The organism is Sphingomonas zeicaulis, from assembly GCF_050433225.1.
Taxonomy (GTDB): Bacteria; Pseudomonadota; Alphaproteobacteria; order Sphingomonadales; family Sphingomonadaceae; genus Sphingomonas_D; species Sphingomonas_D zeicaulis.
The window spans coordinates 34345-60981 of the sequence record NZ_JBNPXQ010000001.1 but is presented as its reverse complement, the minus strand read 5'-3'; the positions used below and the strand labels follow the sequence as shown (position 1 = coordinate 60981).

The following is a 26637-nucleotide window of genomic DNA, read 5'->3' as shown; positions in this document are numbered from 1 at the left end:
AGCGCGCATGACGATCGAGACCATCCGTTCCAGAGCCTTTCCGCCCTGCTCCGCGCCGGGCTGGGCGACGCGCTGGCGCCGGCCGAGGGGCTGCTCGAAATGTTGACCGAGGATGTCTCCTTCGAATTCCCCTTCGCACCCCCGGGCGGGGTGGCGCGGCTGGAGGGCAAGGCGGCGGTGGCGGCCTATCTGCCCAAAGTCGGCATGCTCTTCACCATCGAGGGGCTGAGCCCACCCCGCACCATGATCTCCGCCGATGGCCGCCATGCGGTACTCGAATTCAGCGGCCGCGCCCATGCCCATGAGGGCGGGCTGCGTTACGATCAGGATTATGTCTCCGTGCTCGATCTGCGCGACGGGCGGATCAGCCGCTACCGCGATTATTGGAACCCGGGGATCCTGCTCGCGGCGCTGGGGGGCGTGGAGCGGTTGAAGGCGGTTCTGGGCGGCTGAGCGCCCGACCGGGCGCAGCGATGCAAGGAGCCGCCATGACCGACCTCGCCCGCAACAAGGCGACCGTGATCGCCTTCTACGATCTGATGTTCAACCAGTGCCGCCCGCGTGAGGCGATCGCGCTTTATGCCGGCGCCGACTATATCCAGCACAATCCGCACGTCGAAACCGGCAAGGCCGGCTTCATCGCCTATTTCGCGCGAATGGCGCGCGAATGGCCGGGCAAGCGCGTGGAGATCCGCCGCGCCTTCGCGGACGGGGATCATGTGATCCTCCATTGCCTGCAGCATTGGCCGGGCGACCATGATTATGCCGGCATCGACATCTTCCGCCTCGACGATGCGGGCCGCATCGTCGAGCATTGGGACGTGCTGCAGGTCATCCCGAATACGAGCGCCAATCCCAACGGCATGATCTGACGCGGCCGCGAATTCCCGGCCACACCCATTGCCCCTGTCGGCGACCGCCCGGCTCTGCTATCGGTGGCGCATCGCCGGCTTCGGGGCCAAGTGCCGGCGACGAAGAGAGCATCATGCTCCCACCCGTAACAGGAGCATGCGCATGGAACAGCGCCTCATCGAGTTGCGCCGCGCGCATGCCGCGCTGGCCGCGGGCTGCGCGTTCGTCGCCGGCGAAGCGCCGCACCCGATGTCGGCGGCCTCGCCGCTGGCGGAACTGGCGCGGATCCGCGTGCAGGGCAATCATCTGCGCGAACTGGATCGGCTGCTGTCGGTGCTGATCGATGCCGTCGCCAGCCTGAACCCCGGCATCGCTGGCGAGCGCCGCCGTCTCGTGCGGATGCGCAACACCGCGCACAAGCTGGCCAGCGTCGAACCCGCCCCCGCGATCAAGGCCGAAACCCAAAGGCTCCACGCGATCGGCCGGATCAGTGCCTGCCTGCACCATTGCGGCGGGGTGGTGCACACCACCAGCCTGTATCGCGACGTCCGGATCGCCGAAGGCGGGGCCTTGCCGATGCTGCTTCCCGTGGGCGCCGCAAAGGATTTCCCACGCCTGCTGCTGTCATCGCGCGCGATCGGGATGATTTCCGTTCTGTATCGGGAAATCGGCGATCGTTTGATCGTCGGAATAGGCGGTGCTGCCACCGACGTTGATTTTCGGCATGCCGCCGCCTATATTGAGCGGGCTACCGTCGCTGGCGACGAAATTTGATGCCTTGCGGCTCTTTTTCCTTTCTCGCGCTACCAGCTTCGCCCGCGATTCTGCGGGCGAATAATCCATTCCTTGAAAGGAATCCCCCATGCCGATCGGCACCGTCAAATTCTTCAACGCCGACAAGGGCTATGGCTTCATCGCGCCCGAGGATGGCGGCAATGACAGCTTCGTCCACATCACCGCCGTCGAGCGCGCCGGAATGGTCACGCTTCAGAAGGACCAGCGCCTGAGCTACGAGATCGAGACCGATCGTCGCGGCAAGAGCTCCGCGGTCAACCTCGAAGCCGCCTGAGGCGGGGCGGCCGGGGCGGATCGCGAGATCCCGCCGGCCGCATCGCCCCTTGGCCGCGCGCGGTGCCGATGTGCACCGCGCCGCGGCACGGCCTCCCTCTTCGTACCCTTCCCCTGGTACCGTCGCCGGCCCGCCGGGCGACCGCCCCCGATCGAGGAGCAAGCCGATTTCCACCACCAGCGAATTCTATCTTGCGCAGGCCGCCCAGAGCGCGCGGGCCGCGCGTGAAACCAACCTCGCCAATGTCCGTGAGCGCTGCCTGCGCGCCGAGGCGGCATGGCAGGCGATGGCCGACCGGCTGATCCGGAATGAGCAGGGCCGGCAGACCCAGGCTGCGGACAAGCAGCGCCAGCAGGACGCCAATTCATGAACAAGCCCTTCAAGAGCCGCTTCAACGCGCCGCGCCTCTCCTCCGAGGAAGCCGAGCGCCAGGGCCGGATCTCACGGCTGGCCTTCGCCCGGCTGGGCCGCGAAGGCGCGATCGCCTTTCTCAACACGCATGACGAAGGGCTCGGCGGCCGCCCGATCGACCTCGCTGTGCAGGGCGTGGAGGGCGCCGCCGCGGTCGAGGCCGCGCTGAACGCGATGCCGGGCGCCGCATAGCCGGCGTCCGCGCGTCCGCATCGATGCGAACCGCGACCTGTGACCGTCAGCACTGCCCGGCCCGCATCCGCTGGTAGGGTAAGCCATGGACATCGCTGGCAAATTCCGCACGCTCGCCGCCCTCGCCTTCTGGCTGGGCGTGCAGCACCCCGCCGCCGCGCAGGATGCACCGCGCATCGTGAAGGTGGTGCCGACAATCGCGCCCGCGCCTGAGACCGCCGCCGAACCGGAAGCCGCCACCGAACTGGCCGGGCCCGCGGACGCTGAGCCGGAGGCTTCGTCCGGCGCCGCGCTTCCCGCCTGCCTGATGGTCGATGACGAGGCCGACCCCGCCGACGCCGAGGGCTGCCTTGCAGCCGCGGATGCCTATGCAGAGGGCGATGGCGTGCCCCGCGACGATGTCACCGCGCTGCAGCTTTTCGCGCGCGCGTGCCAGCTCGGCGCGATGCGCGGCTGCACGATGGCGGGCTTTTATTATGGCGAGGGGCGCGGTGCGGCGCAGTCGATCGACCGCGCGATCAAATATTATGCCTGGGCCTGTGAGGGCAATGAGGCGACGGGCTGCTCCAACCTCGGCCTCGCGCACATCAATGGCGATGGCGTGGCGCCCGACGCGAAGCGCGCCACCGCGCTGTTCCGGAAAGCCTGCGATCTGGGCGGCCGCGCCGGCTGCGCCAATCTCGGCGCCTCCTATTCGCTGGGCAAGGGCGTGCGGCGCGACCAGCGCCGCGCCGCCGGCCTTTTCCGGCAGGCGTGCGACAAGGGCGACGACCATGCCTGCTACAATCTCGGCGTGCTCTATCGCGACGGGCTGGGCATGAAGCGCAACCTGCCTCGCGCCGCCGAACTGTTCGACGCGAGTTGCGATGCGGATGAGGCCAGCGCGTGCGGCAATCTGGGTATGATGGTGAATGACGGACGCGGCGTCGACAAGGATCGCGAACGTGCGCTGACGCTGTTCGACAAGGCCTGCACATTGGGCGAGGCGGAAAGCTGCTTCACCCTCGGCCGCGCCTATCAGACCGGCAAGGGTCGCCCCCGCGACGACGCCCGCGCGATCGAACTGCTGGAACGCACGCTGGCGCTGAATCCGGACACACCCTCCGCGAAAGAGGCGGTGAAGGCGCTGGCACTGTCGCGGGGCGAAGCGACGGAGGAGGATCGGTAGGACGCGCGAGGATCAATGACCCTTCTCCCCTCCCGCTTGCCGGAAGGGTCGGGGGACGGCCTGTCCAGCATCGGCGCCAACGTCCGGACAGCCCCAAGCTGGCCCGATTTCCCTATCTCATCTTCTATCTCGATCGGGGCGATCATATCGACGTGTGGCGCGTGCTCCACGCCCGGAAGGACATGCCGTCATGGATAACTGCATAGGCGAGCACCAGCCCCCTCATCCGAACGCCACCCCGGTCAGTTCCTCCGAGATCTGCCACAGCCGCGCGCAGGCGGCCTGATCGAGCGCGCGGGCGGGGACCGCGGCCAGTGCCGGGTGGCCGCGGGTTTCGCTCAGGCGATCCGGCCCGTAGTAGCCGCCGCCCTGCGCGTTGGGATCGGTGGCGGCATAGAGCGTCGGCAGCGCACCCTGCGCGGGGGATTGCATCAGCAGGCGCAGCACCGAGAACAGCGTGTTGGCCAAGGTCCGCGGGCCCGGCGCATTGGGGATCAGGTCGGTGCGGGAAAGGCCGGGATGCGCGGCGATGCTGGTCACGCCCCAGCCCTGCGCGGCGCTGCGCCGTTGCAGCTCCAGCGCGAACATCAGGCAGGCCAGCTTGGACTGGCCATACCAGGACATCGCATCATAGCGCCGCCGCGCATTGAGATCGTCGAAATGGATCGCCGTGCCACGGCCGGCGGCGATGCTCGACAGGGTGACGATGCGCGCGCCCTGCCCCTTCGCCAGCAGCGGCATCAGCCGCCCGGTGAGCGCGAAATGGCCGAGATAGTTGGTGCCGAGTTGCAGCTCGAATCCGTCTTCGGTCTCCAGCCGCCGCGGCGGGCGCATGACGCCGGCATTGTTGACCAGCAGGTCGATCGACGCACCGGCATCGCCCAGACGCTCCGCAAAGGCGGCGACGGAAGCGAGGCTGGCGAGGTCCAGCGCCTCGAAGCGGATCGTGGCGGCCGGCACCGCGGCGCGGATCCGCGCGATCGCCGCCGCCCCCTTCGCGGCGCTGCGCCCGGCCAGGATCACCGTCGCGCCAGCACGCGCCAGCGCGAGTGCATCCTCGAAACCGAGCCCGCCCGTGCCGGTCACCACTGCGGTGCGGCCATGCTGGGGCGGAATGTCTGCGATCGTCCAACGCGCCATGGAAATGTCCTTCGTTAAGCCACGCACGGACATATGGCGGGGGTGGCGGGTCGCCATGCCGGAACCCGCAGAAAATTTGCCTGATGCTGCAGGGCGGCCATCTCCTCCCCGAACGCTACGCGTCGGGGAGGAGAAGAAGCTCACTCACCGCGATCCATAGGCGAGCAGCGCCTTGTAGTTCATCACGTCGCGCTTGGGCGCCACGCCGAACATGCGCGCATATTCGCGGCTGAACTGCGACGCGCTTTCATAGCCGACGCGATAGGCCGCCTCGCCGACATTCGCGGCGTCAGCCACCATCAGCCGCCGCGCCTCCAGCAGACGCAACTGTTTCTGATACTGCAGCGGCGTCATCGAGGTGAGCGCCTTGAAATGCTGGTGGAAGGAGGATGGGCTCATCCCCGCGGTGTCCGCCAGTTGCTCCACGCGCACCGGCTGGTCGAAATTGTCGCGCAGCAGGTAGATCGCCTTGGCGACGCGCTCAGCATGGGTCTCGGGCAGCGCCAGCTTGCAGAATTCATCGCCATGCGGGCCGGCGAGCAACCAGTAGGCGATCTCGCGCATGATGGAAGGATAGAGTATCGGCACCGCATCCGGCGTGCTGGCGAGACGAACGAGGCGGACGATCGAATCCGCCAGCCCCGCATCCACCTTGCCCACGAACACGCAGGGCCCGCCCGACGCGCTCGGCGCCGGCGGCGTCGCGATCTGCTGAAGCACCTCGCGAACCATCGCGATGTCGAATTCGATGGTCATGCCCAGAAAGGGTTCGGTGGGGCTGGCTTGCACGATGCGACCGATGCCGGGCAGTTCCATAGAGACGACCAGGCATTCCATCGCGCCATAATCGAGCTGGTCTTCGCCGAACAGGATCTGCTTGGCGCCCTGCACCACAACGCACAGCGACGGCCGATACATCTGCCGCATCGGCATGCGCTGTTCGAAGGATCGGATGATATGGACGCCCGCCATCGGCGTCTTGAAATGCCCCTCGCCCCCGCCGCGGTCCTCGACGAAGGCGTTCACCGCGTCGAGAAGCGCTGACGACATGCGGGTCTCCGGCTGGCGACGCGGCCCCGACCGCCCCGCAATTGGCGTGGCGGGCATAGATGGATTTGGAGAAAAAGGCAAAATTTTCGCGGTTTCGGGCATTCTGGCCATGGGGCGCTCCCTCTAGCATGATGATGCAGATCAGCCCGAGGAGTGATGCCTATAGTGTCGAAAGGGGAAACGTTATCAAGTCATCATTCTTCATTTCACCCTTACGGACATAAAATGAAATAGAATGACACTATAGATGGCGCCTCCAGTGGCACTTGCCGCTGCCCGTCGCCTATTCGCCCAGCACCATTACCGGCGCAAACCCGCCGAAGATCATCCTTTTGTCATCGAATGGCATCGGATTCTTCTCGGGATCCATGCGCTCGTCGGTTTTCATCAGATCCTCCATCCGCGCCATCGCGGTGTCTCGCGTGGCCTTGTCGGGCCATTCGATCCACGAGAAGACCACCGTCTCGTCCGCGGTCGCCTGCACCGCGCCGCGGAAATCGGTCTGCTTGCCATCGGGCACATCATCCCCCCAGCATTCGAAAACGCGCGTCGCGCCGAGTTCCATGAACACCGCATCGCCCTTGCGGGCATGTTCGATGAACTTGTCCTTGTTGGCGGTCGGCACCGCCAGCACGAAACCGTCGATATAGGCCATGAGCGCTCTCCTTTTCGCTTGGCGGCTGACGAACGCATCGGGACCGGCATCGCTCCGCGGTGGCGGCAGCGCGCGGCCACAGGTCGAGACCGTCAGTCCGTTCCCGGAAGCGGCGCAAAACGGCGCCATGCTGCTTCCTGTTCCTCAACGTCCGCCAGCTGGTGCTCGGGACAGGCGAGTCTCAGATGCCTGTCGCCGAAGGGCGCATCCACATAGGCGCAGTGATGAGGATTGGCCGTGTCGCGGTGAACATTCGGCCGGAAGAAGGTGCAGTTGACGCACATGCGCTGAGGCGGAACGTCGCCGTTCACCTGAAGCGCGCGGATGACTTTTACCACTGCTCGAAGGAAGGCGGCCTGTTCGACCGGATCCAACGTGTCGACCGCGTCAGCCAGGAAGTCCGGCCATTCGCGCGTCCGCTCGGCCAGGTCCACACCCTGGGGGGTCAGAATCAGGCTGATCGACCGCCGGTCCGGACCGGGAGCCTTCCCGACCAGTCCCTTGGAGACGAGCGTGTTCACGGCGTCGGTCGCCGTGGGCGGCGATACGCCCAAGAGCTTCGCCAAAGCCCTGAGGCCCATGCCATCCGGCGCATCCCGAAGCAGAGCAAGGGCCTGACCCTGGGTGGGGGTGACCCCGGCCGAGCCCGCGCCCTTCCAGGCGCGGGTGCGCAGCACCAGCCCGATCTTCGCCAATCCCGCCGTCACCCGGCGCGCGATCGGCTCGCTCATGGAGTCAAAGATGGCACTCAAAATTAGGGCTCCTAACGATCTTGCCAAACCAGCAACGATATATAGATAGCAGTCCTAACAATTTCAGTCCAACCAAGATGCGGCGCCGTTTCCACATCCGCGCGAGCCTTTCCCCGCTCCGGTGCCGAGCCGAGGCGGGCACTCCCCCTTTGACCATCCGCCTCGGCGCGTTCGCAAAGAAAGGATTGCACATGTCCCTGGTCCGTCCCGCTCCAGAATGGGAAGTGGCGCAGTGGCTGAATGCCAATGCGCCGCTCAGCCTCGCATCGCTGCGAGGAAAAGTCGTCGTGGCGGGAGCATTCCAGATGCTCTGCCCCGGCTGCGTCACCTATCTGATCCCGCAGCTGAACCAGGCTCATGCCTTGTTTCCCTCCAAGGAGGTCGCGGTGATCGGGCTCCACACCGTGTTCGAGCATCACGCCGCGATGAGCCCGGTCTCGCTCGAAGCATTTCTCCACGAATATCGTGTCACCTTCCCCGTTGGCGTCGATCAGCCAAGCGGCTCCTCTGATCCGCTGCCAAAGACCATGCGGCGATACGAGATGCGGGGAACGCCCACCCTGATGCTGATCGACCGGCTGGGCTTCCTGCGCCGCAAGTGGTTCGGCCACATGCCCGATCTTCAGCTGGGCGCCGAGATCGCTGCACTCGTCGGAGAGACGGTCCTGACAGCAGAGGACGCCGACCGTCGTGCTCCGACAGGCTGCACGGATGCCGCCTGTCCGGCGCCTTGATCGCCTCAGTCGATCACAACGATGAAGACGTTCGGCGCAAGCGATGATTGATCAAGCGAAGATCTTCGATATGTTAGGAGTCCGAACGATCGTAAGATCCGCTTCGTTCGGCGGCCGCCATGCTGGCGGTCACAAGGCTCAGCAAGGAGATGACCATGAGCAGAGTGCCTCTTCTCGATCCGAAGACCGCAACCGGGGACCGCAAGGACGTCCTGGACCAGATCACTGGCGCCTTCGGCGTTACCCCGGCCATGTTTCGCGCGGTCGCGAACTCGCCCGCAGCGCTCAAGATGATGTGGGCCGGCTTCGGCGCGCTCGGCGGCGGCACGCTTGGCGCCAAGCTCGGTGAACAGATCGCCGTCCTCGTCGCAGATCGGAACGCGTGCGAATACTGCCTGGCCGCACACACGATGCTGGGCAAGAAGGCCGGCGCCTCGGCCGAGGAGATGAGCGACGCTCAGGCCGGGCACTCGCAGGATCCCAGAACAGCCGCGGCGCTCGCGTTCGTCGCCAAGCTGGTGCTCCAGCGCGGCCAGGTCGCGGACGCGGACGTCGACGCGCTTCGTGCGGCGGGCTTCCAGGACGAGCAGGTCGTCGAGATCGTCGCTCATGTCGCGCTCAACCTGTTCACCAATTATGTGAATGTGGCGCTCGCCGTGCCGGTTGACTTTCCGGCCGTGAAACTGCGCAAGGCGGCATGATCCCCAGGGACGGCGGCGGCGAACCGCCGCCGTCCCTCGCAAGGCGAACCGCGATAATCATGATCAACGACGCTCTCCATCCCCATCCCGGCCGAGCGCTGCTCAGCCAAGCCGTCAGCCATCGTCCCGAACGGAATCCGGGCGGCGCGATGCGGATGCTGCCGCGCCTCGAAACCGTGAAGCATGGCCGACGGTGGTGCGACATCTGCGTCGAAGATGCCGATGCCGAGGATATCGTCCGCGACCTGCTCGTCCGGCTTCGAATCGATGCAGGCTACCAGGCCGATATTTTCCGCGAGGGGGAAGCGCGCCGCATCATGGAGGTCACCGATCACGCTCGGATCGTCGGCACCACCTGTACCGGCACACCTGATACCGCAGCGGACGAAGCGTCGTGACGGCGTTCCGCGTAGAAGCATTGATGACGGGCACCCTCCGACCGCTCGGATCGAACGGCGTGCCCAGCGGCATCGACAAGCAGCCGATCGACCGATCCGTTCGGCTGACGAGCTTGGGGTTCGAAGGCGACGAGCATGGCGACATGCGCCATCACGGCGGGACCGACAAGGCGGTGCACCACTACCCTCGCGACCATTATTCGGCCTGGCTTCAGGAACTGGGAGACCATCCGCGCCTTCGGCAGCCGGGCGCGTTCGGCGAGAATCTCTCCATTCGCGGGGTGCTGGAACGGGACGTGGCGGTCGGCGATCGCTTTCGGCTCGGCACAGCCCTCGTCGAAGTCTCCCAGGGACGCCAGCCGTGCTTCCGCCTCAACCTTCGCATGGAAGTTCCGGACATGGCGCTACGCATGCAGCGGTCCGGAAGGACGGGATGGTATTACCGCGTCGTCGAGGAAGGCACAGTCGCGCCCGGCGACACGCTCGCGCTCGTCGATCGGCTTGCGCCGTCCTGGACGATCGAGCGCCTCTGGCGGATCCTCTACGTGGACACGCTGGACCGGGATAGTCTTTTGCAGATGGTCGCGGCGGCACACCTGCCTGAACGTTGGCGAGCGATCGGCGCTCACCGGCTTGAGAGCGGGGTCGTCGAGGATTGGAGCAAGCGGCTACAAGGCGCCTGATCCCTGTTGGCGTGGGCCAAGTGGTGATAGGCGGTCCGGGTGACAGTTGACGAGAGCGCCGTAGGCAGGGAATTGGTGATCGAGGGCGCGGCCGTCGTCGACATTCCATCCTTCTATGCCGAGATCAATCGCGTCTTCATGGCGGGCGAGACCTGGGTGCTGGGCGAGAGCCTCGACGCGCTCAGCGACCTGCTCCATGGCGGCTATGGCGCGCTTGCCGGGGCGACTGCGGCACGCATCCGCTGGCGGGACATGGCCGCGAGCCGCGCCGCACTCGGGCCGGCGGAGACCCGCCGCTTCCTGGTCGAGCGGAGCGCGCTGCGCCGCATGTTCAACGGCGCGCCCATCGCTGACCAGATCGAGGCGCTCGATGCGGGGCGCGGTACCACCTATTTCGATATCGTGATGGCCGTGTTCGCGGAGCATCCGCGCATCACGATCATCCCCGCGTGACCGGGATGCCGGCGCTTCAGCCGTCCGCGCGCGCCGCATCATAGGCGCGGCCGGCGCCGTCGATCGCGTCATGATGCGCCAGCGCCCAGGCGCACAGCGCCTCGAACGGCTGGCGCAACGAATGGCCCAGCGGCGTGATCGCATATTCCACGCCGATCGGCGCGGTCGGCAGCACCGTACGCGTCACCAGTCCGTTGCGCTCTAGCCGCTTGAGCGCGTCGGCCAGCGCCTTGTGCGTGATCCCGCCCAGCCGCCGCTTCACCTCGTTGAAGCGGGCGGGCTTCGGGCAGAGCACGGTCAGGATCAGGATCGTCCATTTGTCCGCAATCTTGTCCAGCACCGGGCGCACATGCGTCATATTCGCCAGCGCCTGTTCGGAGAGCGTCGCGAGCTCGGTATCGTCTGCCATATCTAGTCTATTCCAGGTGCGTTCTCGACATCAGATATAGGCAGTATATCTGGATTGCCATCAATCTGGAAGGATAGACGATGGCAGACATGACGAACAGGACGGTGCTGGTGGTCGGCGGCGCGAAGGGCATCGGGCTGGCGACGGCGCAGCGCCTCGCCGCCGAGGGCGCGACCGTGTTTCTCACCGGGCGCGACGCGGGCGAGGTCGCGGCGGCGGCAGCCGCGATCGGCGGCACCGCGCGCGGGATCGTCGCCGATGCGAGCCGCGCGGAGGATATCGCCCGCGCCGTCGCCACGGTGGTCGACGCGCATGGCCGCCTCGACGGGCTGGTGCTCAATGCCGGCATTTCCGAACCCGCCAGCATCGAGGAAGAGACCGCCGCGCATTTCGACCGGCACTTCGGCATCAATGTTCGCGGCGTCGTGCTCGGGCTGCAGGCCGCGCTGCCCGCGCTGGGCGACGGATCCGCGGTGGTGCTGATCGGCTCGATCGCCGGGCAGGCCGGCGTGCCCAACCGCGGCACCTACAGCGCCACCAAGGCGGCACTGCGATCCTACGCGCGGACCTGGACCGCGGAACTGGCGCCGCGCGGGATCCGCGTCAACGTGGTCAGCCCCGGCCCCACCGACACCGCGATGATGGCTGCGGCACCCGAGGAACTGCGCACGGCGCTGATCGGCCAGATCCCGCTCGGCCGCATGGCACGCCCGCAGGAGGTCGCGGCGGCGGTCGCCTTCCTGCTCGGCCCCGATGCCAGCTATATCGCCGGCGTCGAACTTTTCGTCGACGGGGGGCTGCAGCAGGTCTGAAGGGCGGCGTGGATGCGCCCCCAGACTTGTCTTACAGGTTTGACATGTTAGACAGGCGCCCGGTCGGAGAGGGAGTCGGGCATGTCGGGAGCGTCATTCCACGTCGAGGAGCAGGCCGAGTTCGGTCGCCGCGCGATGGTGCTGGGCATGGGGGCGGCCTTCGCCCTCGCCGCGGTTCCGGTTCGCGCGGCGGGGAACCTGGCCGGCTTCCACGACGTCCGCAGCTATGGCGCGAAGGGCGATGGCCGAGCGATCGACAGCGGCGCGATCAACCGCGCGATCGAGGCCGCGTCGCGCGCCGGCGGCGGCACCGTCGTCGTGCCGCCCGGATCCTATCTCTGCTTCTCGATCCGGCTGAAGGACGACATCACCCTGCTGCTCTCCGCCGGAGCGACCATCATCGCGGCCGATCCCGACACCCATGGCGCGCATTATGATCTGCCCGAAGGCGCCTATGAGGAGCAGTTCAACGATTTCGGCGTCGTCCACCACCATGTCAGCCTGATCTATGGCGACGGCGTGCGCAACGCGGCGATCATCGGCAAGGGGCTGATCCACGGCCTCGGGCTCGATCGCGAGGGGCCGGGGCCGCGCTGGCATGGCGTGGCGGGATGGCGCTCCCCCCGCGAGATGGGGATGACGCCGGAACAGGCGCGGCTCGCCGACCCGAAGGAGAAGGCGCAGCAGGGGCGCGGCTCCAAGGCGATCGCGCTCAAGAATTGCCGCAACATCGTGCTGAGGGACGTGTCGATCCTGCAGGGTGGCCATTTCGCCTGCTATGTGATCGGGTGCAGCAATGTGACGATCGACAATCTCACGATCGACACCGACCGCGACGGAATCGACATCGATTGCTGCCGCAACGTCCGCGTCAGCAACTGCATCGTCAACACCCCCAAGGACGATGCGATCGTGCTCAAAAGCTCCTACGGGCTGGATCGGCCGATCATCTGCGAGGATGTGACGGTGATCGGCTGCAAGACCAGCGGCTATCTGCTCGGCACCGTGCTCGACGGCACCTACAAGCCGACCGATTATGGCCGGGGGCCGTTCGGCCGGATCAAGCTCGGCACCGATTCAATCGCCGGCTTCCGCAACATCTTGGTGACCGATTGCACCTGCGAATATGGCCGCGGGCTGCAGCTCGGCGCGATCGACGGCGGCACGCTGGAGGACGTCACCTTCTCCAACATCACGATACGCAACATCGTGAATCATCCGCTGTTCGTCCGGCTGTCCGCCCGCCAGCGCGCGCCGCGCGGGGCGCCGGTCGGCACGGTGCGCCGGGTACGGTTCGAGAATATCAACGTGTCGGGGGCCGGGCTGCCCTTCACCTCCGGGATCGTCGGCAATCCGGACCATCCGATCAGCGACGTGACGCTGGCGAATGTCCATATCTCGGCCAGCGGCGGCGGCGCGGCGGAGGATGCGGCGCGGGTGCCGCCCGAGCGGATCAACAGCAGCCTCGAGCCCAACTGGATGAAGACGCTCCCCGCCTTCGGGCTCTATGTGCGCCACGCCCGCGACATCGCGGTGCGCGACAGCAGCTTCGTCGTCGAACGCGCCGATGCCCGCCCGGCGATCGTGCTGGACGATGTCAGCGGCGCCGATCTGGCCGACATCCGCTCCTCGGCGCCGACCGACGGCGCCGTGCGCGCGCAGGGCAGCCGGGCGGTGCGGATCGGCGCAGTCTCGCGCATCGGCGAGGGATTGACGGCGGGCTGAGCCCGATCGGATGATGGCGGCGATGCCGCCCCGATCGATCCCCGACATCGCTTCCGACGATCTGCGCGATTTCATCGCGGCGGCCATCATCGTCAGCGATCTTGCCCTGCCCCAGCGATATCCCGAGGCGGTTGGCCTCGCCGATCTGCAGATCGGCTATCGCGTGCATGGCATCACCGGCGAGAGCCTGGTCTCGACGAAGCCGGGCGCGTGGCAACCGGGCTGGATCGTCATCGCCGCCAACGAATTCGCCGACCCCTTCTTCATCGACGCGGCGGACGCGACGGACGCCTTCCCGGTCCACTATGCGCCGCACGGCGCGGGGCGCTGGCAGCCGGTGTGCGTCGCGCCCACCCTGCGGCGGTTCACCCAGATCCTCGCGACGCTGCGCGATCTGGAAGACGAGGATGACCGCGCGCTGCGCTTCATCGCGGACGAGACCGATCCGGCCAATCCACTCTGGCGCGAAGTCCTCCAGTCCCGCCGCGAGCGCAGCGCACTGGCGGCGGAGATCGCCGGGCCGGCGCCGGACCTTGCCGACATCGCCGATCATGATCTGGTGATCGTCGACATCGGGCCGCACAGGCTGAAGGTCGTGCGGATACTCAGGCACGCGCTCGGTCTCGACATGGCGGACGCCCTCGCTTTGGCGACGCGGCCCGACATCGCCGTGCGCCGCGCGCCGAGGGTACAACTGCGGCGCCTGCAGGCCGAACTCGTCGAAGCAGGTGCGGCGGTTGAGTTGCGGGCATGTGATCCCGCAAACGGCGATTAGCCGTTCGCGCCATCGCCGATGCTCCGCGACTGCGATCGCTTCGCCGTCATCAATCCGACAGCGAAGGCGGCTGCCCGAGATCCGCTATCCGGCGCGCAGCGCGGCATCCCGGCGGCCGGAAGCGACGCCGGCGTTCGTCGCCACGCCGCTGCACTGACTAGGCGGGCGGGTCGGCGGCCACGACATGGCAGCCGCCGAAGAAGGTCGGCCGGATTTGCGCGTCCAGCGCCAGTTCGGCGGTTTGCTGCAAACGCAGGCAGTCTGCTTGGCGGCTCCGGTAGAGGGCAATCAGCGCCAGACCGACCAGGACGGCTCCGATCGCCAGAAGAATGATCCGCGCGACCATCAGCGCGGGTCACGATCGACAGAAAGCGCAGCGCGCGCGCCGCATCGGCAGACGGTGATCATCGCCCTTTCGTGAGCTTCGAACACGCGCCTGTCTAGCGGTTGGTTGGCGAAGCAGCGCGCTGACCGGACAGCAGAAATCAACGAGCCCAAGGTGCCAAAGGGCTGAACTCGGCAACCAGTCGCTCGATGAAGGCGCGTGTTTTGGCAGGCACGAGGCGCCCTGGCGGAAGCACGACCTGCGCGTTGCCATCGTGGTCCATTTTCCAGTCCGGAAGAACGCGAACGAGGCGGCCTTCAGCAAGGTGCCTGCCGCAAGACCATTCGGAGGACAGCATGATGCCGCCGCCGCAAAGCGCCGCATGGACCATGCTGCTACCGTCGTCAGTTCGAAACTGGCAAGGGACCTGAACAGTAACGCGCTCCTCACCACGGCGAAGGCGCCAATCGGGCCAGAAGTTCGGCACCGTCAGGCCGAGGCAGCGGTGATATTGCAGCTCGTCGAGCGTGTGAGGCGTCCCAGCTTCTTCGAGATAGGCCGGCGAAGCGCAAAGCACCGTCTCGAACGATGCAAGATGACGCACGATCAAGGAACTCTCGGCAAGACCGCCAAGTCTGATAGCCAAGTCGAGTTTCTCTTCAACCAGATCGAAAAAGCGGTTGCCAAGTTCGAGTTCGAGTTCGATTTCGGGGTACTCACGAAGGAAATCGGGCAGCCATGGCACGACCCAGAGCCGCGCGAAGGTTCTCGGCATGGTCACGCGCAGCAAGCCACGCGGGCGGGCCGCGCCCTCTGCCGCCTCCACGTCGGCAGCCGCAAGCTCCGCCAGAACGACGCGTATCTTCTGCAGATAGGCGGCACCGACCTCGGTGAGACCGACTTTGCGGGTCGTTCGCGCAAGGAGGCGAACGCCCAGTCGCCGCTCAAGCGCATCAACCCGACGGGATAGCACCGAGGGATCCTTGCCGAGGATACGAGCCGCCGCCGCGAAGCCACCATGCTCGACGACCGCCGCAAAGGTGGTAATCTGATCAAGCTGGTCGCCAGGTTTTTCGTGCATCGCCTGCATTAGTCATTTGCCAGGATCGTTGATTATCATCGCCAGGAGCATGAACTAGATCTTCTGCGAGATCGAGGACAATCCCGCGGCACAGCCCGATATCGCCATTGCCCCCGATGCATCTGGCGCCGTGCTTCGGCAGCCCCGCCCCACAGGCGAGGTTGTCGACGTGCAGGGCACGTCCGCCGGCGTGGTCGCGGATGCTCGCAGAGTGGCTTTGCCAAGCGCCTCAAACAGGAGAATGATCATGGTTCAAGCCGATGAAAGCGTCGCCGGCAACACCGGTGCGAGCATTGCCGAAGGTTCGAGGTCGGCATCGGCCCCAGCCGGCAAACCTCTCGTTGCAGTCTATGGTGCAACCAGCAAACAGGGGCGCAGCGTAGCCGTTGCGCTTCTGCGAAGTGGCCGCTTCCGCGTCCGGATCCTCACGCGCAACCGAGCCTCGAAAGAGGCCCGCAACCTGGAGGCGCTGGGGGCCGAGATCGCGGTGGTTCCGATGGGTTTGGGCCATTTCAGGCAGCTTGTCACCGCATTCGCCGGTGCAGAAGCTGTTTACTTGATGACGCCCCAGCTCGACCCGAAGGACAATTTGGAGTTCGCGTTAGGCAAAGAACTGGCCGATGCTGCGGTGGAGGCCGGCGTCAGTCACATCGTCTTCAGCACGCTTGAGAATGTCGACAAAATTACGAGCGGCAAGAAGCACGCTCCGCACTTTACCGACAAGGCGCTTGTTGCCGATTACATCCGGAGCCTGCCGGTTTCGCATTCCTTTGTGATGCTGGCGTATTTCTATACAAATCTCCTGGAGTATTACGTGCCTCGTTTTGAGGGCGGCAAGCTCCTGATGCCGATCTACCTGCCGGAGGATTTCAGGGCGCCCTTCGTCGATCCGGTTACCGCAACGGGGCCTGCGGTGCTCGAGCTAATGTCGAACCCCGGCCTGTACGGCGGCAAGACACTCCCCGTCGTTGGAGACGTCATCTCGCCGCGTGAGATGGTCGAAACCTTCCAGCGCGTGACGGGCATCGAAGCTGAGTACCGAAATGCCTATAGTCGAGAAAATCTTCGTCATTACTTTCCCGACTTTGCAAGCAATGACCCTCTGGTAGACGAACTTGTCGCAATGGTCGAATACTCGGTCGAGTACGGATATTTCAGCACGGATAGAGACCTCGAATGGAGTCGCCGCCTGAATCCGTCCTCACTCAATTGGGAACAATTCCTCCTTGCAACGCAGTGGCGGGGTGAGAAGCGTCCGTTCGGCGGCTGAATGCGAGGAGCAGAGCGAAGCCCCTTACGACTGGCTCCGGCGGTGACGTCACAGAGGAAGAAATGAGCATGACCGTACCAGAGAACAAGCAAGCCGTGATCGATTTTTGTGCGCTCTTCAAAGACGCCGCCATCCCCGAAATGCTGGACGCATTGAGTGAAGATGCGACATGGTTGATCATCGGCAAGCCTCACCTGTTGGCTGGCGCCGGGACCAAGTCAAAGGCGGATATGGAGCGTATCTGGTCCGATATCTTCAATCACATGAAGGATGGGCTTGAAATGAACATCATTGGCATGATCGGCGAGGGGGACAAGGTTGCCGCCGAGATCCGCTCCTATGCCGATCTGACCGACGGCAGGGTGTATGAAAATCAGTACCACATGCTCTTCACCCATCGTCGAGGGAAGATCGTAGAGGTAAGGGAATATGCGGACACCCTCCTCATCGCGAAGATGTTCGGCTGATTTCCGCAGCGCGCAGCGTCGGCTCTTGTTTATGCCACTGCAAGCCTGGTTTTCTTCGCCTCCCGGATCCGCTTGCGTCGTCGGCCGCATGCCACGCAACGTCGTGCATCCGCGCTTCAGTCGATCCGTAGAACGGCCTTTCCCTTGAACCGGCGTGCGAGCAACGCGCGCGATATCTCGTCAATGTCGCGCCACGATCCCCTTTGGCTAATGACCGGATCAAGCGTTCCAGCCGCCAATCGTGACGCGAGGTCAGCGAGCAGCGGCGTCGCGATCGCCGGCTCCGGTCGGTTAAGTTCCTCACCCAGGAAGAAACCATAGAGCGAAGTACCGCCATAGGTGCCGCCTGGCCCCAGGCGAAAGACCTTGGCATCGAAGGTGGTGAGTTCGTCTCCCGCGGCGTCACCGAATTGCACGCATACGCCGCGCGGCGCCAGCCAGGACAGCGCGCTCCCCAGCAGCTTGCCCCCAACCCCTTCCAGGATGAGATCATACGGACCTCTTCGAGCGGCGTCTTCCGTGCCCAAAGCAACAGCATGCGCGCCGAGCCGTCGCAGCAATCCGGCGTCCTCCTCGGTTCGCAGGTAGGCGGTCACATGCGCGCCGGCTGCCGCCGCGAGTTGAACCGCCAACAGTCCGACTCCTCCGGTGGCCGCGGTCACGAGCAGCTTGCCGCCGGCTTCCAGCTGCTTCTTGCCCAATGTGAGCAGCGCAGTCATCCCCGCCACGGGAAGAACCGAAGCGGCCTCGAAATCCACCTCGTCCGGAATGCGGGAGAGGTAGGTCGGCGGCAGGACGACCTGTTCCGCCCAGGCCCCCTCGAACTTCAGTCCGACGACGCGCGCTCCGGGAGAAAGGCTGGACCCCGCAGGCGCCGCTTCGACGATCCCGGCAAGGTCCCAACCCGGCCGATAGCCTGCCGGTGCCGAAAGCGAGCCACGAACCTCCCCATTGTTCAGGGAGATCGCCTTCACGGCGACCAATACCTCGTCCGCCCCCGGCACAGGCGCGTCGAACTCCTGCAACGCCAGTCGCCTTTGGCCCTCGGACCCGACCACAGTTACCGCTCGCATGTCTAGGCTACCTCTCCATGCACTATATTCAGACAGGATAGTTGATGGTGATGCAGCCTTCCTCCCAAATTGGGAAGTCGAGGGAGCCGCCGACCGCCCCGGCCGCGAAGGCGGGTGCGCCGGACGAGAGCACCACCTCTCCGTCGTCGATCCTCAAGCGAGCGGCGGCGTGCTGTGGCTCTCTGCCGAAAAGCTCAGCTCAGCGATGGCATTCGCGACGGTCCGGATTGCGATCACAGCGCTGCCGACGCGCACGCTCGGCCATGATCTGCCCGTCCTTGGCGATTTGCGACGTCAGCGCCATTTCCTCCAACGTCTTCTGGCGCTTGAAGTCGCGTCGGCGCTGCTGCTCCAGCATGCATTCGCCATAGGCGGGCGTGCCATAGCGCAACCCGAAACCCGCGCAGGTGCGCGCGTCCTCGCGCTGCTTGCGGCCCTCGGCATGCGCAGGAGGCATGGCGACGACAAGGGCGGCAATGGCAAGCAGACCAGTCGATGTCACCCCTGTGCGCAACGCCGCGAAACGGCTCTTGATCATACCACTTCCTTTTTTGCCAGTAATCGGTTTCGCGACAGGCGAACCGCCCATCACCGGCCCGGCACGGTGCCAGCCGTCGCCTGAGAAACATCTGAAGGTTGCGCGAACATGGCGTAAGCGACGGACGTGGCCATGAAACGAACATGGCCGATGTCGAGCGCGGGTCGGGCCGGCGGGTGCGCACCGGGCACGCTCCATCGAGCAGCGCGCTGGGTTTGTCCCGCCGCCCCGGTCTTATCAGCCCGCGGTCGCCACGGGTGTATTGAGGAGTTGCTGCTCCCAGAAATAGGCGATGCCGCTGCCGGCAGCGTGAGGCCCCATTGCCACGTTCAGCTTCTCGGCGGTTTCGGCCCGGGCCCAGTCACGCTGCCATTCGGCCGCGAGCGCGACCCATGTCATCATGTTGCAGCCCGCTACGATCATACGCTGGATGGCGACCTGATGCGCCTCGAGCGAGGTGCCTCCGGAGGCATCCGTAATCACGGTGACGTCCCATCCCTCGCCGGCTGCCTGGATCGCCGGCATGGCAACGCAGATTTCGGTCCACAGTCCCGCAATGATCAACTGCTTGCGGCCGGTCGCCTTGACGGCGTCCACCGCAACCTTGTCTTCCCAGGTATTGATGAACGTCCGGTCGATGACTTCCTGATCCGGGAAAACCTCTGTGATCGAGGGGAACAGCTTGCCCCCGCGCGCAGCGATGACGCTGGTCAGGATGGTGGGTACCCCGAAGACCTTGGCCGCCTTGGCGAGGCCGGTCGTGTTGTTGACGACCATTTGTGGGTCATGGCTGTTGAGGTTCGCGAGTTGATAGGGTTGGTGGTCGATGAGGACGAGCACCGAATCTTCGGGACGGAGAAGCGAGTCGAGGCCGTTGCGGAAAGTCATTTCGATTCCTTGCAGTGGTCGAGCTGAGCAGATCGCTGAAGACCCGAACCGGTACCGTCAGCGCCTCGGGAAGGTTTGCCATTGCGCGATTCACCGCGATAGCATCGCCTCCTGCGCAGCTGTGTTGCGCACGGGGGAACGCAAGCACGGATATCGAAGCATTGCGAAGGCTGGTGGAGGTTGCCGATGCCGAAGGCGTAACGGCTGCCGCGCTTCGGCTGGGCCTCTTCAAATCGATCGTCTCACGGCGACCCGCGACGCTCCAGGCCGATCTCGGAATGCAGGTGCGCGCGCGGACGACGTTTCGCGATCATGCAGCCGAAAGGTGCTTGGAAATCAGTATCACGCCGCAATCTCCTGTCAGGGCCCGAGAGGAAGGCGCGGTAGCCCATCAGGTGTTCCCGAAACGGCAACACTGAGACGCTTGATCCGGCACTACCATGCCGCCGGCCGCGGTGTCACATGCGCCGCAACTGTGCAGACATGCGGGCAAGTGGCGCGGCGACCGGATCGCGGTGCGGGCTACTTGCCCGTACATCAAGCGCGCCCACTCCGTTGCCTACCCAACGGCATGACAAGGCACGAATAGATCATGAAAATCCTGAAGAGTACGCCAGCGCGATGCCTCGCGGTAGCGCTGCTGATCGCTTTGCTGTTTGGCCCCCTCAACATCCCCTACCGTGTTTTGGTGCTCGCCTTCGCCGCATTGATCTGGGTGCTTCTGGAAGCACGCGAACTGCGGCCGATCGGCCTGGGGCGGCAGCGCCTTGTCCCGACCCTGATGTGGGGCGGTGGCGTCGCAATTGGCGTTGTCGCTGCAGGTCTGGTCTACGATATTCTGATCGAAAAGCTGATGGGCGTCCACAGCGACCTCAGTGGCTATGGGGCGCTGGCTGGAAATGCTGAAGCCGCCCTCAAACTGCTTGGGCTCGCGCTTACCAGCGCCGCCTTTGGAGAGGAGATCCTTTTTCGCGGTTTTCTGTTGTACCAACTTTCCGAATTGCTGGGAACGAGCGCTCGTTCGCGTTGGATTGCCATCCTGCTCGGCGGCGCGCTGTTTGGATTGGGGCATTTCATACAAGGTGCGAACGGGATCATCACAACCGGCCTGGTCGGCGTGGTGTTCGGCTGGGCCTGGTTCCGTAGCGGCCGCAACCTCTGGGCGATGATCCTTGCGCATGCTTTGATCGACAGCTTCGGTATCGGAATGCTCTACCTCGGCTGGGCTTGATCCGGGGCGGGACCGGCAGCCAGGTTGCCGTATTGATTTGCCGGATGTGCCCTCATGACCCTCTGCCGGCATCGCCTGTCCGCCGAATACCAAGATCAGCGGTCGCGGACGATCCGGCGGACGGCGGCCTAGCGCCGCGATGAATTGCCTTTCTCGATGGCGTCTTTCCAGGTGAGCTATCGACCAGCGCATCAGGGCGAACCCGATGCGCTGGCGGTCAGCTGATACATTGCGGAGCCATTGATCATGCGCATCCGTCAATCAGATGCCGGTCCAGTCACTTTGCTTCGTCATAGCCGTTTCCGTAATATCTTACGGGCGACCAGGCGGGGAGCGGCTCGGGCAGTTTCGGTGATTGATCGCTATATTCCAGGGCGCCGAACACGACTTTGCCATTCATGACGGTCAGCACGGAGGATATGGATTTGATCTGGTCCTCCGGCACGGAGAAATAGTCACGGTCGAGTACCGCGAAGTCGGCCAGGTTGCCGGGGGCGATGGCGCCCACCTCGGCCTCCGCATTCATGAACCATGCGCCACCCCGCGTGTACAGCTTCAGTGCCTCAGCGCGTGAAAGGCGGTTGTCCCTGGCCAACGCCTCCGATCCGGACACGGATTTGCCGGATACCATCCAGCTGATGATCACCCATGGATTGTATGTGCCGGCCCGGAACGCGTCGCTGGTCATGGCCAGCGGAATGCCGCTATCCACGAGCGTACGCAGGCGCGGCGTCTGCAGCGCTTTTTCACGACCATGGGTCTTGATGAAACCGTCCGCGTGCACGGCCATCTTGCCATCGAGGGCGATGCCGCCGCCGAGCTTCTTCACCCGCGCGATGTTTTCCGGAGTGATCGTCTCGGCATGCTCGAGACTCCACCTCAAGCCGTCGAGCGGGGTGGATTCGTTGATCTTCTCCAGGGCGTCGAGAAACGGCGTGATGTTCTCGTTGTAGCTGATGTGAAGGCGAAAAGGAATGCGCCGCTGCACCAGCTTCGCCACGTCTTGCGCGACGAATCGTCGCATCTTTTCGGGCTCGATCACAAGCGTGGGGCGATCGAAATTTTCGTGATCATGCACCTCGCCGCCCAGTACTTCGCCGGCACCCCTATACTCATGACCGTGCGCCAGCGCGGGATACAGATTCTCTCCGGGACTGATCGGCGCCGTCTTCGTGATCGCCTCGACTTCGAGGTCCACCATGTTGACCGCACCGCCATCGCCGAGCTGCAGGTCGACGAACGGCATGCGAACATTCAGGCGATCGTCGCGCGTCAGGACCGCGACCCGCGACTGGGCCTCGGGATAGGGCCACCGACCGCCATTGTCGACGATCGCGGTCACGCCGAACCGGTTCAGGCCGCGGATGCTGTAGATCATCGAACTCACCTGCTCGTCCATCGTCGGCTGCGGCACCATGGATTCGAGAGCAAGGAACAACCAGGTGTAGCCGCGGACGATGCCGGTCGGATTGCCGCGGCCGTCCTTCTCGATCTCGACGTCGGGCAGCTTCGGGAACTTGTCGGTCCCGACGCCGAGGGCTTCCATCGCCTGCTTGTTCAGGAAGGCCTGGTTGTAGGCATATTGCACGATCATCGGGCGATCCGGCACGGCCCTGCTGAGCTCGGCCAGCGTCGGGAAGCGGTTCTCCTTGAACTGGTAAGGAGACCAACCCCCGATCACCTTCACCCATTGGCCTTCGGGCGTGCGCGCGGCCTGTTCGCTCAGCATCGCCACGGCACGACGCAACGTCCGCACGCCATCCCAACGTATATTATGGTTGTAGGCCAGATCGTTGAGGACGTGGATGTGAGCGTCGACAATGCCGGGAATGATCCTGCGGCTGTGCGCGTCGATCATCTTGGTCGCGGGCGCCTTCAGGCTGAGCGCATCCGCATCGGAGCCGACGAAGAAGATTCGTCCGTTCCGGACGGCCAGCGCCGAAGCTTCCGGCTGAGACCGGTTGCCCGTCGAAATCCTGGCGTTGATCACGATCAGGTCAGCCCCGGCTTCCTCCCGCGGCGCTTGGGCACGCGCCGCGGAGATCGATGAGATCATCACAACTGCTATGAAGAGCGTCTTGATCATATGGGTCCTCCTCGGCTGCTTTCCTGATGATGTATCGGTTGGACGCCGGCACTGAGCGGGCGTCTGTGGTGCCGAAATGTCGCCGCGTGCCGGAAAGCCCGGCGATCGACGGGCGATCGCCCGCTTGCGGCTCGTGATCCCCGGCAGCCGCCCGTCGCTCATGGCGCCTCGTTCAGGCCCAGCCGGTCCTCGACGATATCGGCATATTCTGGATGGCGTGCGTAGAACGCGGTCATGAACGGACAGACCAGGATGACTTTGCGGCCGCTCGCGCGGATTTCGTCGAAGACGCCGAGCGCCAGTTGCGTGCCGAGCCCGCGGCCGGAAAATCTTTCCGGCACGATCGTGTGCGTCAGGACGTATCGGTTGGCGTGCATCCGGTAATAGGCGGCCGCGACGTCGTGACTGCCGTCGATCGGCAGTTCGAAGCGGCTCTCGGCGCGGTTGTCCTCCACGAAGTTCATGTCGCGGTCTCCCGTTTGGTGATGGCGTTGCGCACGATGGGCGCCGCTGAGAAGATCGCTGCGAGGCGCATCGTCGTGGCGCTCAGAACCGGAACGTCGCTTGCGCGCCGGCCATCCTGATGGTGCGGGCCGGCCCGGTAGCGCGAATGAACGGCCCCGGATCGAACGCGCTGAGCGAGGCGGTGATGTTGAGTTCCGGCGTTGCCTGCCAGCTCGTGGCAAGCTCGAGTTGCTTGCCGACGAAGCGCGCGTCGCAGTCCTTGCCGCTGCGGACGAGGAAACCGGGAATCGAGTAGATCCCGTCGCGGGTGCTCTGTCGCCAATAGGCCACCCCGGTCAGCGACACGGCCAGCGTCTTGTGCGGATGGATCGTCGTCGACGGACGAAGGTGGATGAGGTTCCGGGGACCGACCGGTGACAGCGCGCCGAAATATTTGCCGTTCGGGAAAAGCGCGTTCAGCGTTCCGAGCCTGGGATCGTCAGGGTCGTCATCTCCCGAGACGATATCGGCGGTGAGCCCGAGCTGTGGCTTAAGCGGCGCGTGTCGAAAGCGATAGCTGGTCTCGGCGCCCACGCCCCAGGCCTCCGAGCGATAGCCGGCAAATCTGCCACGCTGGATCGCCGCCTCGGCGTTCCAGTACCAGCTGCCGTCGTCGCCGAAGAACCTCATGCCGAAGCTGTGCGCGCGTTGTCGGCCGGCGCCCTGATCATACACCGCGTTCCGATCGCGCAGGCCGATGTAATAGAGGTCGACGCCAGTGGCGTGCCCCGCACCGAGCCACTGCGTGAAATAGGCGCCCCAGACCGCCTTGTTGCGCGAACGGCGATCGTCGAAATCTCCGAGCTTGGTGTCGACCGGCCGAAGGTAGAACCCGGTGACGCGGCGCGATTTGCCGGTGACGATCGCCTCGAACCCGTCGAACGGCAGCGGAACGCCGGTTCCATAGCGTCGGTCGATGAAGCGTCCCGACCCGAACGACACCAGCTTGCGCCCTGCGGACAGCCGGAGCGACGTCTCGCGCGGCAAGTCGAGCACCACATCGACGAACGCCTGCTGCATGTCGATGCCGGTCGAGTCCGCAACTCCCTTCGGCCGATCCGTGCCGGTGATCGCGGACAGGATCGGCGATACGAACAGGCGGACCTTGCCGACGTGCAGGTCGGCATAGGGCATCAGGCGGTGCCACATGTAATCATCGTCAGGGGCTGCGCCCCAGTTCACATTCTCATAGCCTTCGTAGCGCGTCCGTGCCTCGACGCCGGTCGTGAGGTAGACCGCCCCGCCCGCGTTCAACGGGATGTATTTGAAGGGCTGGGTCCAGCGTCCCGAACGGTTTGCGAGGTCGGCGAGCTCTGACCAGTCTTCCGAGTAGCGCTCAATCGTCAAGGTCGGGGCACGCTCAAGATCGGTGGTCACCTGCCCATTGGCCGCGAACGGCATGGCTGAGGCCGCGGTCACGGAGATCAGCCGCCAGGCGCCGATCGGCAGAAGCTTATCGGCCCGGGATCGCCTGCGGCACTGCAGATGACCTCTGTTCCTGGCTCCTCGAAGGAAGTCGGTGAGCATCAGCACGCCACATCCATGACAGCGAGGCAAGGCCGCCGCATCCTGAACAGGCCACCGGCGCGGCCATCGAGAACGCGGAAGAGCATGACCGCAGCACCTGAAAATATTATCAACTTCTTCAGCGCAGCGACAATGTGCATTATCCACTGAAGAACATCACTAAACAATCCGATGACAGAACAATTGTCGCTGTATAATGTATCTATGTCATCATATTTACGCGATAACTGGCAGAGTGATCCATTGTTCAAGCTCACGACCTTCCCTCTGAACCATCTATGCAGACAATGTGCTGTAGCAGCTTCGCCTTTAGCGACCGTCTACACGGACAGTGCCATCGCATTCTGTGCTATGGCAGGCCCCAGCCAGGACACACGGTGTCGCAGAAACAGGAACAGCAGATGGATATCGAGGAACTGCGCACCTTCGTGGAGGTCGCTGACGCCAAAGGGGTGACGAAGGCGACACGCCGGCTGGGCGTGTCCAAGTCAATTGTCAGCCGCCGGCTGGCCCGGCTGGAGCAGGATCTCGACGTTCAGTTGCTCGCGCGGACGACGCACGGCGCGGCTCTGACCGAAGCTGGCGCGACGTTTCGCGATTAGCCGGCAAAGGCCTGCGAAGTCATCAATATCGCGAAGGAAACCATCCTTCCCTCAGGCGAGCTTCGCGGGCGGCTTCGCATCGCTGCGCCACTGACCTTCGGTCCGACGCATTTCGCGCCAGTGCTGGCGAAGTTGGCGCGGCGATATCCGAACCTTCATATTCATGCCTGCTACAGTGATCGCTTCGTAGACCTCGTAGCCGAGGGGTTCGACTGCGGCATCCGATGTGGTCACCTCGAGGATTCGAGCCTCATCGCAAGACGGATCGGGCCGATTGTCGGCAAGCTGGTCGCCACACCTGAATATATCGATGTGCACGGCGCTCCGGAAACACCGAACGATATTCTCCAGCACGATGTGACCATGCAGAGCACCGAGACCTGGCAGTTCATGCACGGCGAGAAGATCGTCAGGATCCGACCCAATGGCCGCTTCAAGGCCGACAATGGCGCGTCGCTCGTCTCGGCCGCTCTCGAAGGGATCGGCATTGCCTACGTTCCGGAAAAGTTCGTTGAGGAACACATCCGGTCGGGTGCGCTGCTGGAAATCATGACGCGCCATCCCATCCCGCCAGCCGGCATGTTCGTCGTAAGGCCACCGAGCCAGCACCCCGCCAGGAAGGTCAGGATCCTCACCGAGCTGCTTATCGAAACCTTCGGAGGCACCGAACCAGGCGCTCATGCACTGTAGATGATCGAGCGATCGACTGTCGTTCGAGTGCGTCGCACAAATGCCGATACGCGTTTCAGCGGCACGATGAACGGCTGGGCCGAATCACGTCGGAGCGCTGGAAACACCAAACGATCGATAGGGTTCGTCTGCTCAATCAGTTGAGCCAAGACGCCATTCGCCCGAGTGATTGCCGAACGACCGGCGGTGGAAGGACAGACCCGGCGGCTGACGATCAGGACGACGTCTTCTTCCGGCTCCCGCGTGCCGAAAGCGGACCGGCCGGAAAGTCCGCCGCCAATAGCGATCATTCAATCCGGTCGGGCGCGAAGCCGAAAGCCACCGCTCCATTACAGCGCAGCGGCGCAATCGCCGCGCTTGAAGGCAGATCTCTGAC

Annotated in this window: 35 protein-coding genes; 20 read left to right on the top strand and 15 right to left on the bottom strand. The window is 64.7% G+C overall.

The features are described 5' to 3' along the window. Positions 1-45 precede the first annotated feature (45 nt). From FHS96_RS00310 to FHS96_RS00280, 7 genes are all read left to right on the top strand, one after another. Entirely contained in the window at positions 46-453 is a 408-nt protein-coding gene (locus tag FHS96_RS00310) for a nuclear transport factor 2 family protein (RefSeq protein ID WP_429589561.1), read from the top strand. Between the two features lie 35 nt (positions 454-488). Next, positions 489-872, top strand: a complete 384-nt coding sequence (locus tag FHS96_RS00305) for a nuclear transport factor 2 family protein (RefSeq protein WP_429587178.1) — start codon at positions 489-491, stop codon at positions 870-872. Between the two features lie 142 nt (positions 873-1014). Further along, positions 1015-1626, top strand: a complete 612-nt coding sequence (locus tag FHS96_RS00300) for a hypothetical protein (protein WP_429587177.1) — start codon at positions 1015-1017, stop codon at positions 1624-1626. Positions 1627-1714: 88 nt separating this feature from the next. After that, positions 1715-1921 (top strand): cold-shock protein, encoded by a 207-nt coding sequence (locus FHS96_RS00295; RefSeq protein WP_429587176.1) that lies wholly within the window; start codon positions 1715-1717, stop codon positions 1919-1921. 49 nt (positions 1922-1970) lie between these two features. Then, positions 1971-2291: a hypothetical protein gene (locus FHS96_RS00290; RefSeq protein ID WP_429587175.1), complete on the top strand. Its 321-nt coding sequence runs from the start codon at positions 1971-1973 to the stop codon at positions 2289-2291. Further along, a complete protein-coding gene (locus FHS96_RS00285; protein ID WP_429587174.1) occupies positions 2288-2524 on the top strand; it encodes an antitoxin Xre/MbcA/ParS toxin-binding domain-containing protein in 237 nt (78 codons plus the stop codon). The genes FHS96_RS00290 and FHS96_RS00285 overlap by 4 nt, the downstream gene beginning before the upstream one ends. Positions 2525-2609: 85 nt before the next feature. Beyond that, positions 2610-3692, top strand: a complete 1083-nt coding sequence (locus FHS96_RS00280) for a tetratricopeptide repeat protein (RefSeq protein ID WP_429587173.1) — start codon at positions 2610-2612, stop codon at positions 3690-3692. 222 nt (positions 3693-3914) lie between these two features. Here the strand turns inward: FHS96_RS00280 and FHS96_RS00275 are convergent, their stop codons facing one another. From FHS96_RS00275 to FHS96_RS00260, 4 genes are all read right to left on the bottom strand, one after another. Continuing rightward, a complete protein-coding gene (locus FHS96_RS00275; RefSeq protein ID WP_429587172.1) occupies positions 3915-4832 on the bottom strand; it encodes an oxidoreductase in 918 nt (305 codons plus the stop codon). A 144-nt stretch (positions 4833-4976) separates the two neighbouring features. Beyond that, a complete protein-coding gene (locus tag FHS96_RS00270; RefSeq protein ID WP_429587171.1) occupies positions 4977-5882 on the bottom strand; it encodes an AraC family transcriptional regulator in 906 nt (301 codons plus the stop codon). A 283-nt stretch (positions 5883-6165) separates the two neighbouring features. After that, the gene (locus tag FHS96_RS00265) at positions 6166-6537 is read right to left on the bottom strand and encodes a DUF1428 domain-containing protein (protein WP_429587170.1); all 372 of its coding nucleotides are present in this window, start codon (positions 6535-6537) and stop codon (positions 6166-6168) included. Between the two features lie 92 nt (positions 6538-6629). After that, a complete protein-coding gene (locus FHS96_RS00260) occupies positions 6630-7289 on the bottom strand; it encodes a MarR family winged helix-turn-helix transcriptional regulator (RefSeq protein WP_429587169.1) in 660 nt (219 codons plus the stop codon). A 149-nt stretch (positions 7290-7438) separates the two neighbouring features. Here FHS96_RS00260 and FHS96_RS00255 point away from each other — a divergent pair, with 149 nt between their 5' ends. The 5 genes from FHS96_RS00255 to FHS96_RS00235 all read left to right on the top strand — a co-directional run bounded on the left by FHS96_RS00255 (position 7439) and on the right by FHS96_RS00235 (position 10258). Further along, a complete protein-coding gene (locus tag FHS96_RS00255) occupies positions 7439-8023 on the top strand; it encodes a redoxin domain-containing protein (protein ID WP_429587167.1) in 585 nt (194 codons plus the stop codon). Between the two features lie 119 nt (positions 8024-8142). Beyond that, positions 8143-8724, top strand: coding sequence for a carboxymuconolactone decarboxylase family protein (locus tag FHS96_RS00250; RefSeq protein WP_429587165.1), 582 nt, complete (start codon positions 8143-8145; stop codon positions 8722-8724). A gap of 59 nt (positions 8725-8783) precedes the next feature. Then, the gene (locus tag FHS96_RS00245; RefSeq protein ID WP_429587164.1) at positions 8784-9122 is read left to right on the top strand and encodes a hypothetical protein; all 339 of its coding nucleotides are present in this window, start codon (positions 8784-8786) and stop codon (positions 9120-9122) included. Between the two features lie 23 nt (positions 9123-9145). Beyond that, complete coding sequence (locus tag FHS96_RS00240; RefSeq protein ID WP_429587163.1) at positions 9146-9805, top strand: MOSC domain-containing protein; 660 nt, start codon at positions 9146-9148, stop codon at positions 9803-9805. A gap of 39 nt (positions 9806-9844) precedes the next feature. Continuing rightward, positions 9845-10258: a barstar family protein gene (locus FHS96_RS00235; RefSeq protein WP_429587161.1), complete on the top strand. Its 414-nt coding sequence runs from the start codon at positions 9845-9847 to the stop codon at positions 10256-10258. Between the two features lie 16 nt (positions 10259-10274). Here FHS96_RS00235 and FHS96_RS00230 read toward each other — a convergent pair whose 3' ends face one another. Beyond that, a complete protein-coding gene (locus tag FHS96_RS00230) occupies positions 10275-10667 on the bottom strand; it encodes a winged helix-turn-helix transcriptional regulator (RefSeq protein ID WP_429587160.1) in 393 nt (130 codons plus the stop codon). A gap of 80 nt (positions 10668-10747) precedes the next feature. Here FHS96_RS00230 and FHS96_RS00225 point away from each other — a divergent pair, with 80 nt between their 5' ends. From FHS96_RS00225 to FHS96_RS00215, 3 genes are all read left to right on the top strand, one after another. After that, entirely contained in the window at positions 10748-11479 is a 732-nt protein-coding gene (locus FHS96_RS00225) for an SDR family NAD(P)-dependent oxidoreductase (RefSeq protein WP_429587158.1), read from the top strand. 81 nt (positions 11480-11560) lie between these two features. Further along, entirely contained in the window at positions 11561-13204 is a 1644-nt protein-coding gene (locus tag FHS96_RS00220) for a rhamnogalacturonidase (RefSeq protein WP_429587157.1), read from the top strand. 22 nt (positions 13205-13226) lie between these two features. Beyond that, positions 13227-13979, top strand: coding sequence for a hypothetical protein (locus FHS96_RS00215; protein WP_429587155.1), 753 nt, complete (start codon positions 13227-13229; stop codon positions 13977-13979). A gap of 157 nt (positions 13980-14136) precedes the next feature. Here the strand turns inward: FHS96_RS00215 and FHS96_RS00210 are convergent, their stop codons facing one another. Continuing rightward, complete coding sequence (locus FHS96_RS00210) at positions 14137-14325, bottom strand: hypothetical protein (protein ID WP_429587154.1); 189 nt, start codon at positions 14323-14325, stop codon at positions 14137-14139. A gap of 139 nt (positions 14326-14464) precedes the next feature. Beyond that, positions 14465-15394, bottom strand: a complete 930-nt coding sequence (locus FHS96_RS00205) for a LysR family transcriptional regulator (protein WP_429587152.1) — start codon at positions 15392-15394, stop codon at positions 14465-14467. 238 nt (positions 15395-15632) lie between these two features. On the opposite strand from FHS96_RS00205, the gene FHS96_RS00200 reads away from it, so the two are divergent. Together FHS96_RS00200 and FHS96_RS00195 are read left to right on the top strand one after the other, a co-directional pair. Continuing rightward, complete coding sequence (locus FHS96_RS00200; RefSeq protein ID WP_429587151.1) at positions 15633-16655, top strand: NmrA/HSCARG family protein; 1023 nt, start codon at positions 15633-15635, stop codon at positions 16653-16655. 62 nt (positions 16656-16717) lie between these two features. Then, positions 16718-17122: a nuclear transport factor 2 family protein gene (locus FHS96_RS00195; RefSeq protein WP_429587150.1), complete on the top strand. Its 405-nt coding sequence runs from the start codon at positions 16718-16720 to the stop codon at positions 17120-17122. Between the two features lie 116 nt (positions 17123-17238). Here the strand turns inward: FHS96_RS00195 and FHS96_RS00190 are convergent, their stop codons facing one another. The 4 genes from FHS96_RS00190 to FHS96_RS00175 all read right to left on the bottom strand — a co-directional run bounded on the left by FHS96_RS00190 (position 17239) and on the right by FHS96_RS00175 (position 19621). Then, on the bottom strand, positions 17239-18147 hold the full coding sequence (locus tag FHS96_RS00190; protein WP_429587149.1) for a zinc-binding dehydrogenase: 909 nt from the start codon (positions 18145-18147) through the stop codon (positions 17239-17241). Between the two features lie 76 nt (positions 18148-18223). Then, positions 18224-18352, bottom strand: coding sequence for a hypothetical protein (locus FHS96_RS00185; RefSeq protein ID WP_429587148.1), 129 nt, complete (start codon positions 18350-18352; stop codon positions 18224-18226). Between the two features lie 42 nt (positions 18353-18394). After that, on the bottom strand, positions 18395-18784 hold the full coding sequence (locus FHS96_RS00180; protein WP_429587147.1) for a hypothetical protein: 390 nt from the start codon (positions 18782-18784) through the stop codon (positions 18395-18397). Between the two features lie 186 nt (positions 18785-18970). Beyond that, positions 18971-19621 (bottom strand): hydrolase, encoded by a 651-nt coding sequence (locus FHS96_RS00175; RefSeq protein ID WP_429587146.1) that lies wholly within the window; start codon positions 19619-19621, stop codon positions 18971-18973. Positions 19622-20213: 592 nt separating this feature from the next. Between FHS96_RS00175 and FHS96_RS00170 the strand changes: the two genes are divergently transcribed. After that, on the top strand, positions 20214-20852 hold the full coding sequence (locus FHS96_RS00170) for a CPBP family intramembrane glutamic endopeptidase (RefSeq protein ID WP_429587145.1): 639 nt from the start codon (positions 20214-20216) through the stop codon (positions 20850-20852). A 277-nt stretch (positions 20853-21129) separates the two neighbouring features. Here FHS96_RS00170 and FHS96_RS00165 read toward each other — a convergent pair whose 3' ends face one another. From FHS96_RS00165 to FHS96_RS00155, 3 genes are all read right to left on the bottom strand, one after another. Further along, positions 21130-22938, bottom strand: a complete 1809-nt coding sequence (locus tag FHS96_RS00165; RefSeq protein WP_429587144.1) for an amidohydrolase — start codon at positions 22936-22938, stop codon at positions 21130-21132. 158 nt (positions 22939-23096) lie between these two features. Further along, positions 23097-23402 (bottom strand): GNAT family N-acetyltransferase, encoded by a 306-nt coding sequence (locus tag FHS96_RS00160; RefSeq protein ID WP_429587143.1) that lies wholly within the window; start codon positions 23400-23402, stop codon positions 23097-23099. An 82-nt stretch (positions 23403-23484) separates the two neighbouring features. Further along, on the bottom strand, positions 23485-24861 hold the full coding sequence (locus FHS96_RS00155) for an alginate export family protein (protein WP_429587142.1): 1377 nt from the start codon (positions 24859-24861) through the stop codon (positions 23485-23487). 485 nt (positions 24862-25346) lie between these two features. On the opposite strand from FHS96_RS00155, the gene FHS96_RS00150 reads away from it, so the two are divergent. Next, positions 25347-25571, top strand: coding sequence for a LysR family transcriptional regulator (locus tag FHS96_RS00150; protein ID WP_429587141.1), 225 nt, complete (start codon positions 25347-25349; stop codon positions 25569-25571). Positions 25572-25592: 21 nt separating this feature from the next. Then, a complete protein-coding gene (locus FHS96_RS00145; RefSeq protein WP_429589559.1) occupies positions 25593-26261 on the top strand; it encodes a substrate binding domain-containing protein in 669 nt (222 codons plus the stop codon). Here FHS96_RS00145 and FHS96_RS00140 read toward each other — a convergent pair. Further along, the gene (locus tag FHS96_RS00140) at positions 26249-26551 is read right to left on the bottom strand and encodes a hypothetical protein (RefSeq protein ID WP_429587140.1); all 303 of its coding nucleotides are present in this window, start codon (positions 26549-26551) and stop codon (positions 26249-26251) included. The genes FHS96_RS00145 and FHS96_RS00140 overlap by 13 nt on opposite strands. Between the last annotated feature and the right edge of the window lie 86 nt (positions 26552-26637).

Excerpts from the sequence above, each read along its gene's own strand:
- FHS96_RS00305 (WP_429587178.1), top strand. The coding sequence starts at position 489 with ATGACCGACCTCGCCCGCAACAAGGCGACCGTGATCGCCTTCTACGAT.
- FHS96_RS00300 (WP_429587177.1), top strand. The coding sequence starts at position 1,015 with ATGGAACAGCGCCTCATCGAGTTGCGCCGCGCGCATGCCGCGCTGGCC.
- FHS96_RS00295 (WP_429587176.1), top strand. The coding sequence starts at position 1,715 with ATGCCGATCGGCACCGTCAAATTCTTCAACGCCGACAAGGGCTATGGC.
- FHS96_RS00285 (WP_429587174.1), top strand. The coding sequence starts at position 2,288 with ATGAACAAGCCCTTCAAGAGCCGCTTCAACGCGCCGCGCCTCTCCTCC.
- FHS96_RS00280 (WP_429587173.1), top strand. The coding sequence starts at position 2,610 with ATGGACATCGCTGGCAAATTCCGCACGCTCGCCGCCCTCGCCTTCTGG.
- FHS96_RS00275 (WP_429587172.1), bottom strand. The coding sequence starts at position 4,832 with ATGGCGCGTTGGACGATCGCAGACATTCCGCCCCAGCATGGCCGCACC.
- FHS96_RS00270 (WP_429587171.1), bottom strand. The coding sequence starts at position 5,882 with ATGTCGTCAGCGCTTCTCGACGCGGTGAACGCCTTCGTCGAGGACCGC.
- FHS96_RS00265 (WP_429587170.1), bottom strand. The coding sequence starts at position 6,537 with ATGGCCTATATCGACGGTTTCGTGCTGGCGGTGCCGACCGCCAACAAG.
- FHS96_RS00250 (WP_429587165.1), top strand. The coding sequence starts at position 8,143 with ATGCTGGCGGTCACAAGGCTCAGCAAGGAGATGACCATGAGCAGAGTG.
- FHS96_RS00245 (WP_429587164.1), top strand. The coding sequence starts at position 8,784 with ATGATCAACGACGCTCTCCATCCCCATCCCGGCCGAGCGCTGCTCAGC.
- FHS96_RS00240 (WP_429587163.1), top strand. The coding sequence starts at position 9,146 with ATGACGGGCACCCTCCGACCGCTCGGATCGAACGGCGTGCCCAGCGGC.
- FHS96_RS00230 (WP_429587160.1), bottom strand. The coding sequence starts at position 10,667 with ATGGCAGACGATACCGAGCTCGCGACGCTCTCCGAACAGGCGCTGGCG.
- FHS96_RS00225 (WP_429587158.1), top strand. The coding sequence starts at position 10,748 with ATGGCAGACATGACGAACAGGACGGTGCTGGTGGTCGGCGGCGCGAAG.
- FHS96_RS00220 (WP_429587157.1), top strand. The coding sequence starts at position 11,561 with ATGTCGGGAGCGTCATTCCACGTCGAGGAGCAGGCCGAGTTCGGTCGC.
- FHS96_RS00215 (WP_429587155.1), top strand. The coding sequence starts at position 13,227 with ATGCCGCCCCGATCGATCCCCGACATCGCTTCCGACGATCTGCGCGAT.
- FHS96_RS00210 (WP_429587154.1), bottom strand. The coding sequence starts at position 14,325 with ATGGTCGCGCGGATCATTCTTCTGGCGATCGGAGCCGTCCTGGTCGGT.
- FHS96_RS00205 (WP_429587152.1), bottom strand. The coding sequence starts at position 15,394 with ATGCAGGCGATGCACGAAAAACCTGGCGACCAGCTTGATCAGATTACC.
- FHS96_RS00200 (WP_429587151.1), top strand. The coding sequence starts at position 15,633 with ATGGTTCAAGCCGATGAAAGCGTCGCCGGCAACACCGGTGCGAGCATT.
- FHS96_RS00195 (WP_429587150.1), top strand. The coding sequence starts at position 16,718 with ATGAGCATGACCGTACCAGAGAACAAGCAAGCCGTGATCGATTTTTGT.
- FHS96_RS00180 (WP_429587147.1), bottom strand. The coding sequence starts at position 18,784 with ATGGGCGGTTCGCCTGTCGCGAAACCGATTACTGGCAAAAAAGGAAGT.
- FHS96_RS00175 (WP_429587146.1), bottom strand. The coding sequence starts at position 19,621 with ATGACTTTCCGCAACGGCCTCGACTCGCTTCTCCGTCCCGAAGATTCG.
- FHS96_RS00170 (WP_429587145.1), top strand. The coding sequence starts at position 20,214 with ATGAAAATCCTGAAGAGTACGCCAGCGCGATGCCTCGCGGTAGCGCTG.
- FHS96_RS00165 (WP_429587144.1), bottom strand. The coding sequence starts at position 22,938 with ATGATCAAGACGCTCTTCATAGCAGTTGTGATGATCTCATCGATCTCC.
- FHS96_RS00160 (WP_429587143.1), bottom strand. The coding sequence starts at position 23,402 with ATGAACTTCGTGGAGGACAACCGCGCCGAGAGCCGCTTCGAACTGCCG.
- FHS96_RS00140 (WP_429587140.1), bottom strand. The coding sequence starts at position 26,551 with ATGATCGCTATTGGCGGCGGACTTTCCGGCCGGTCCGCTTTCGGCACG.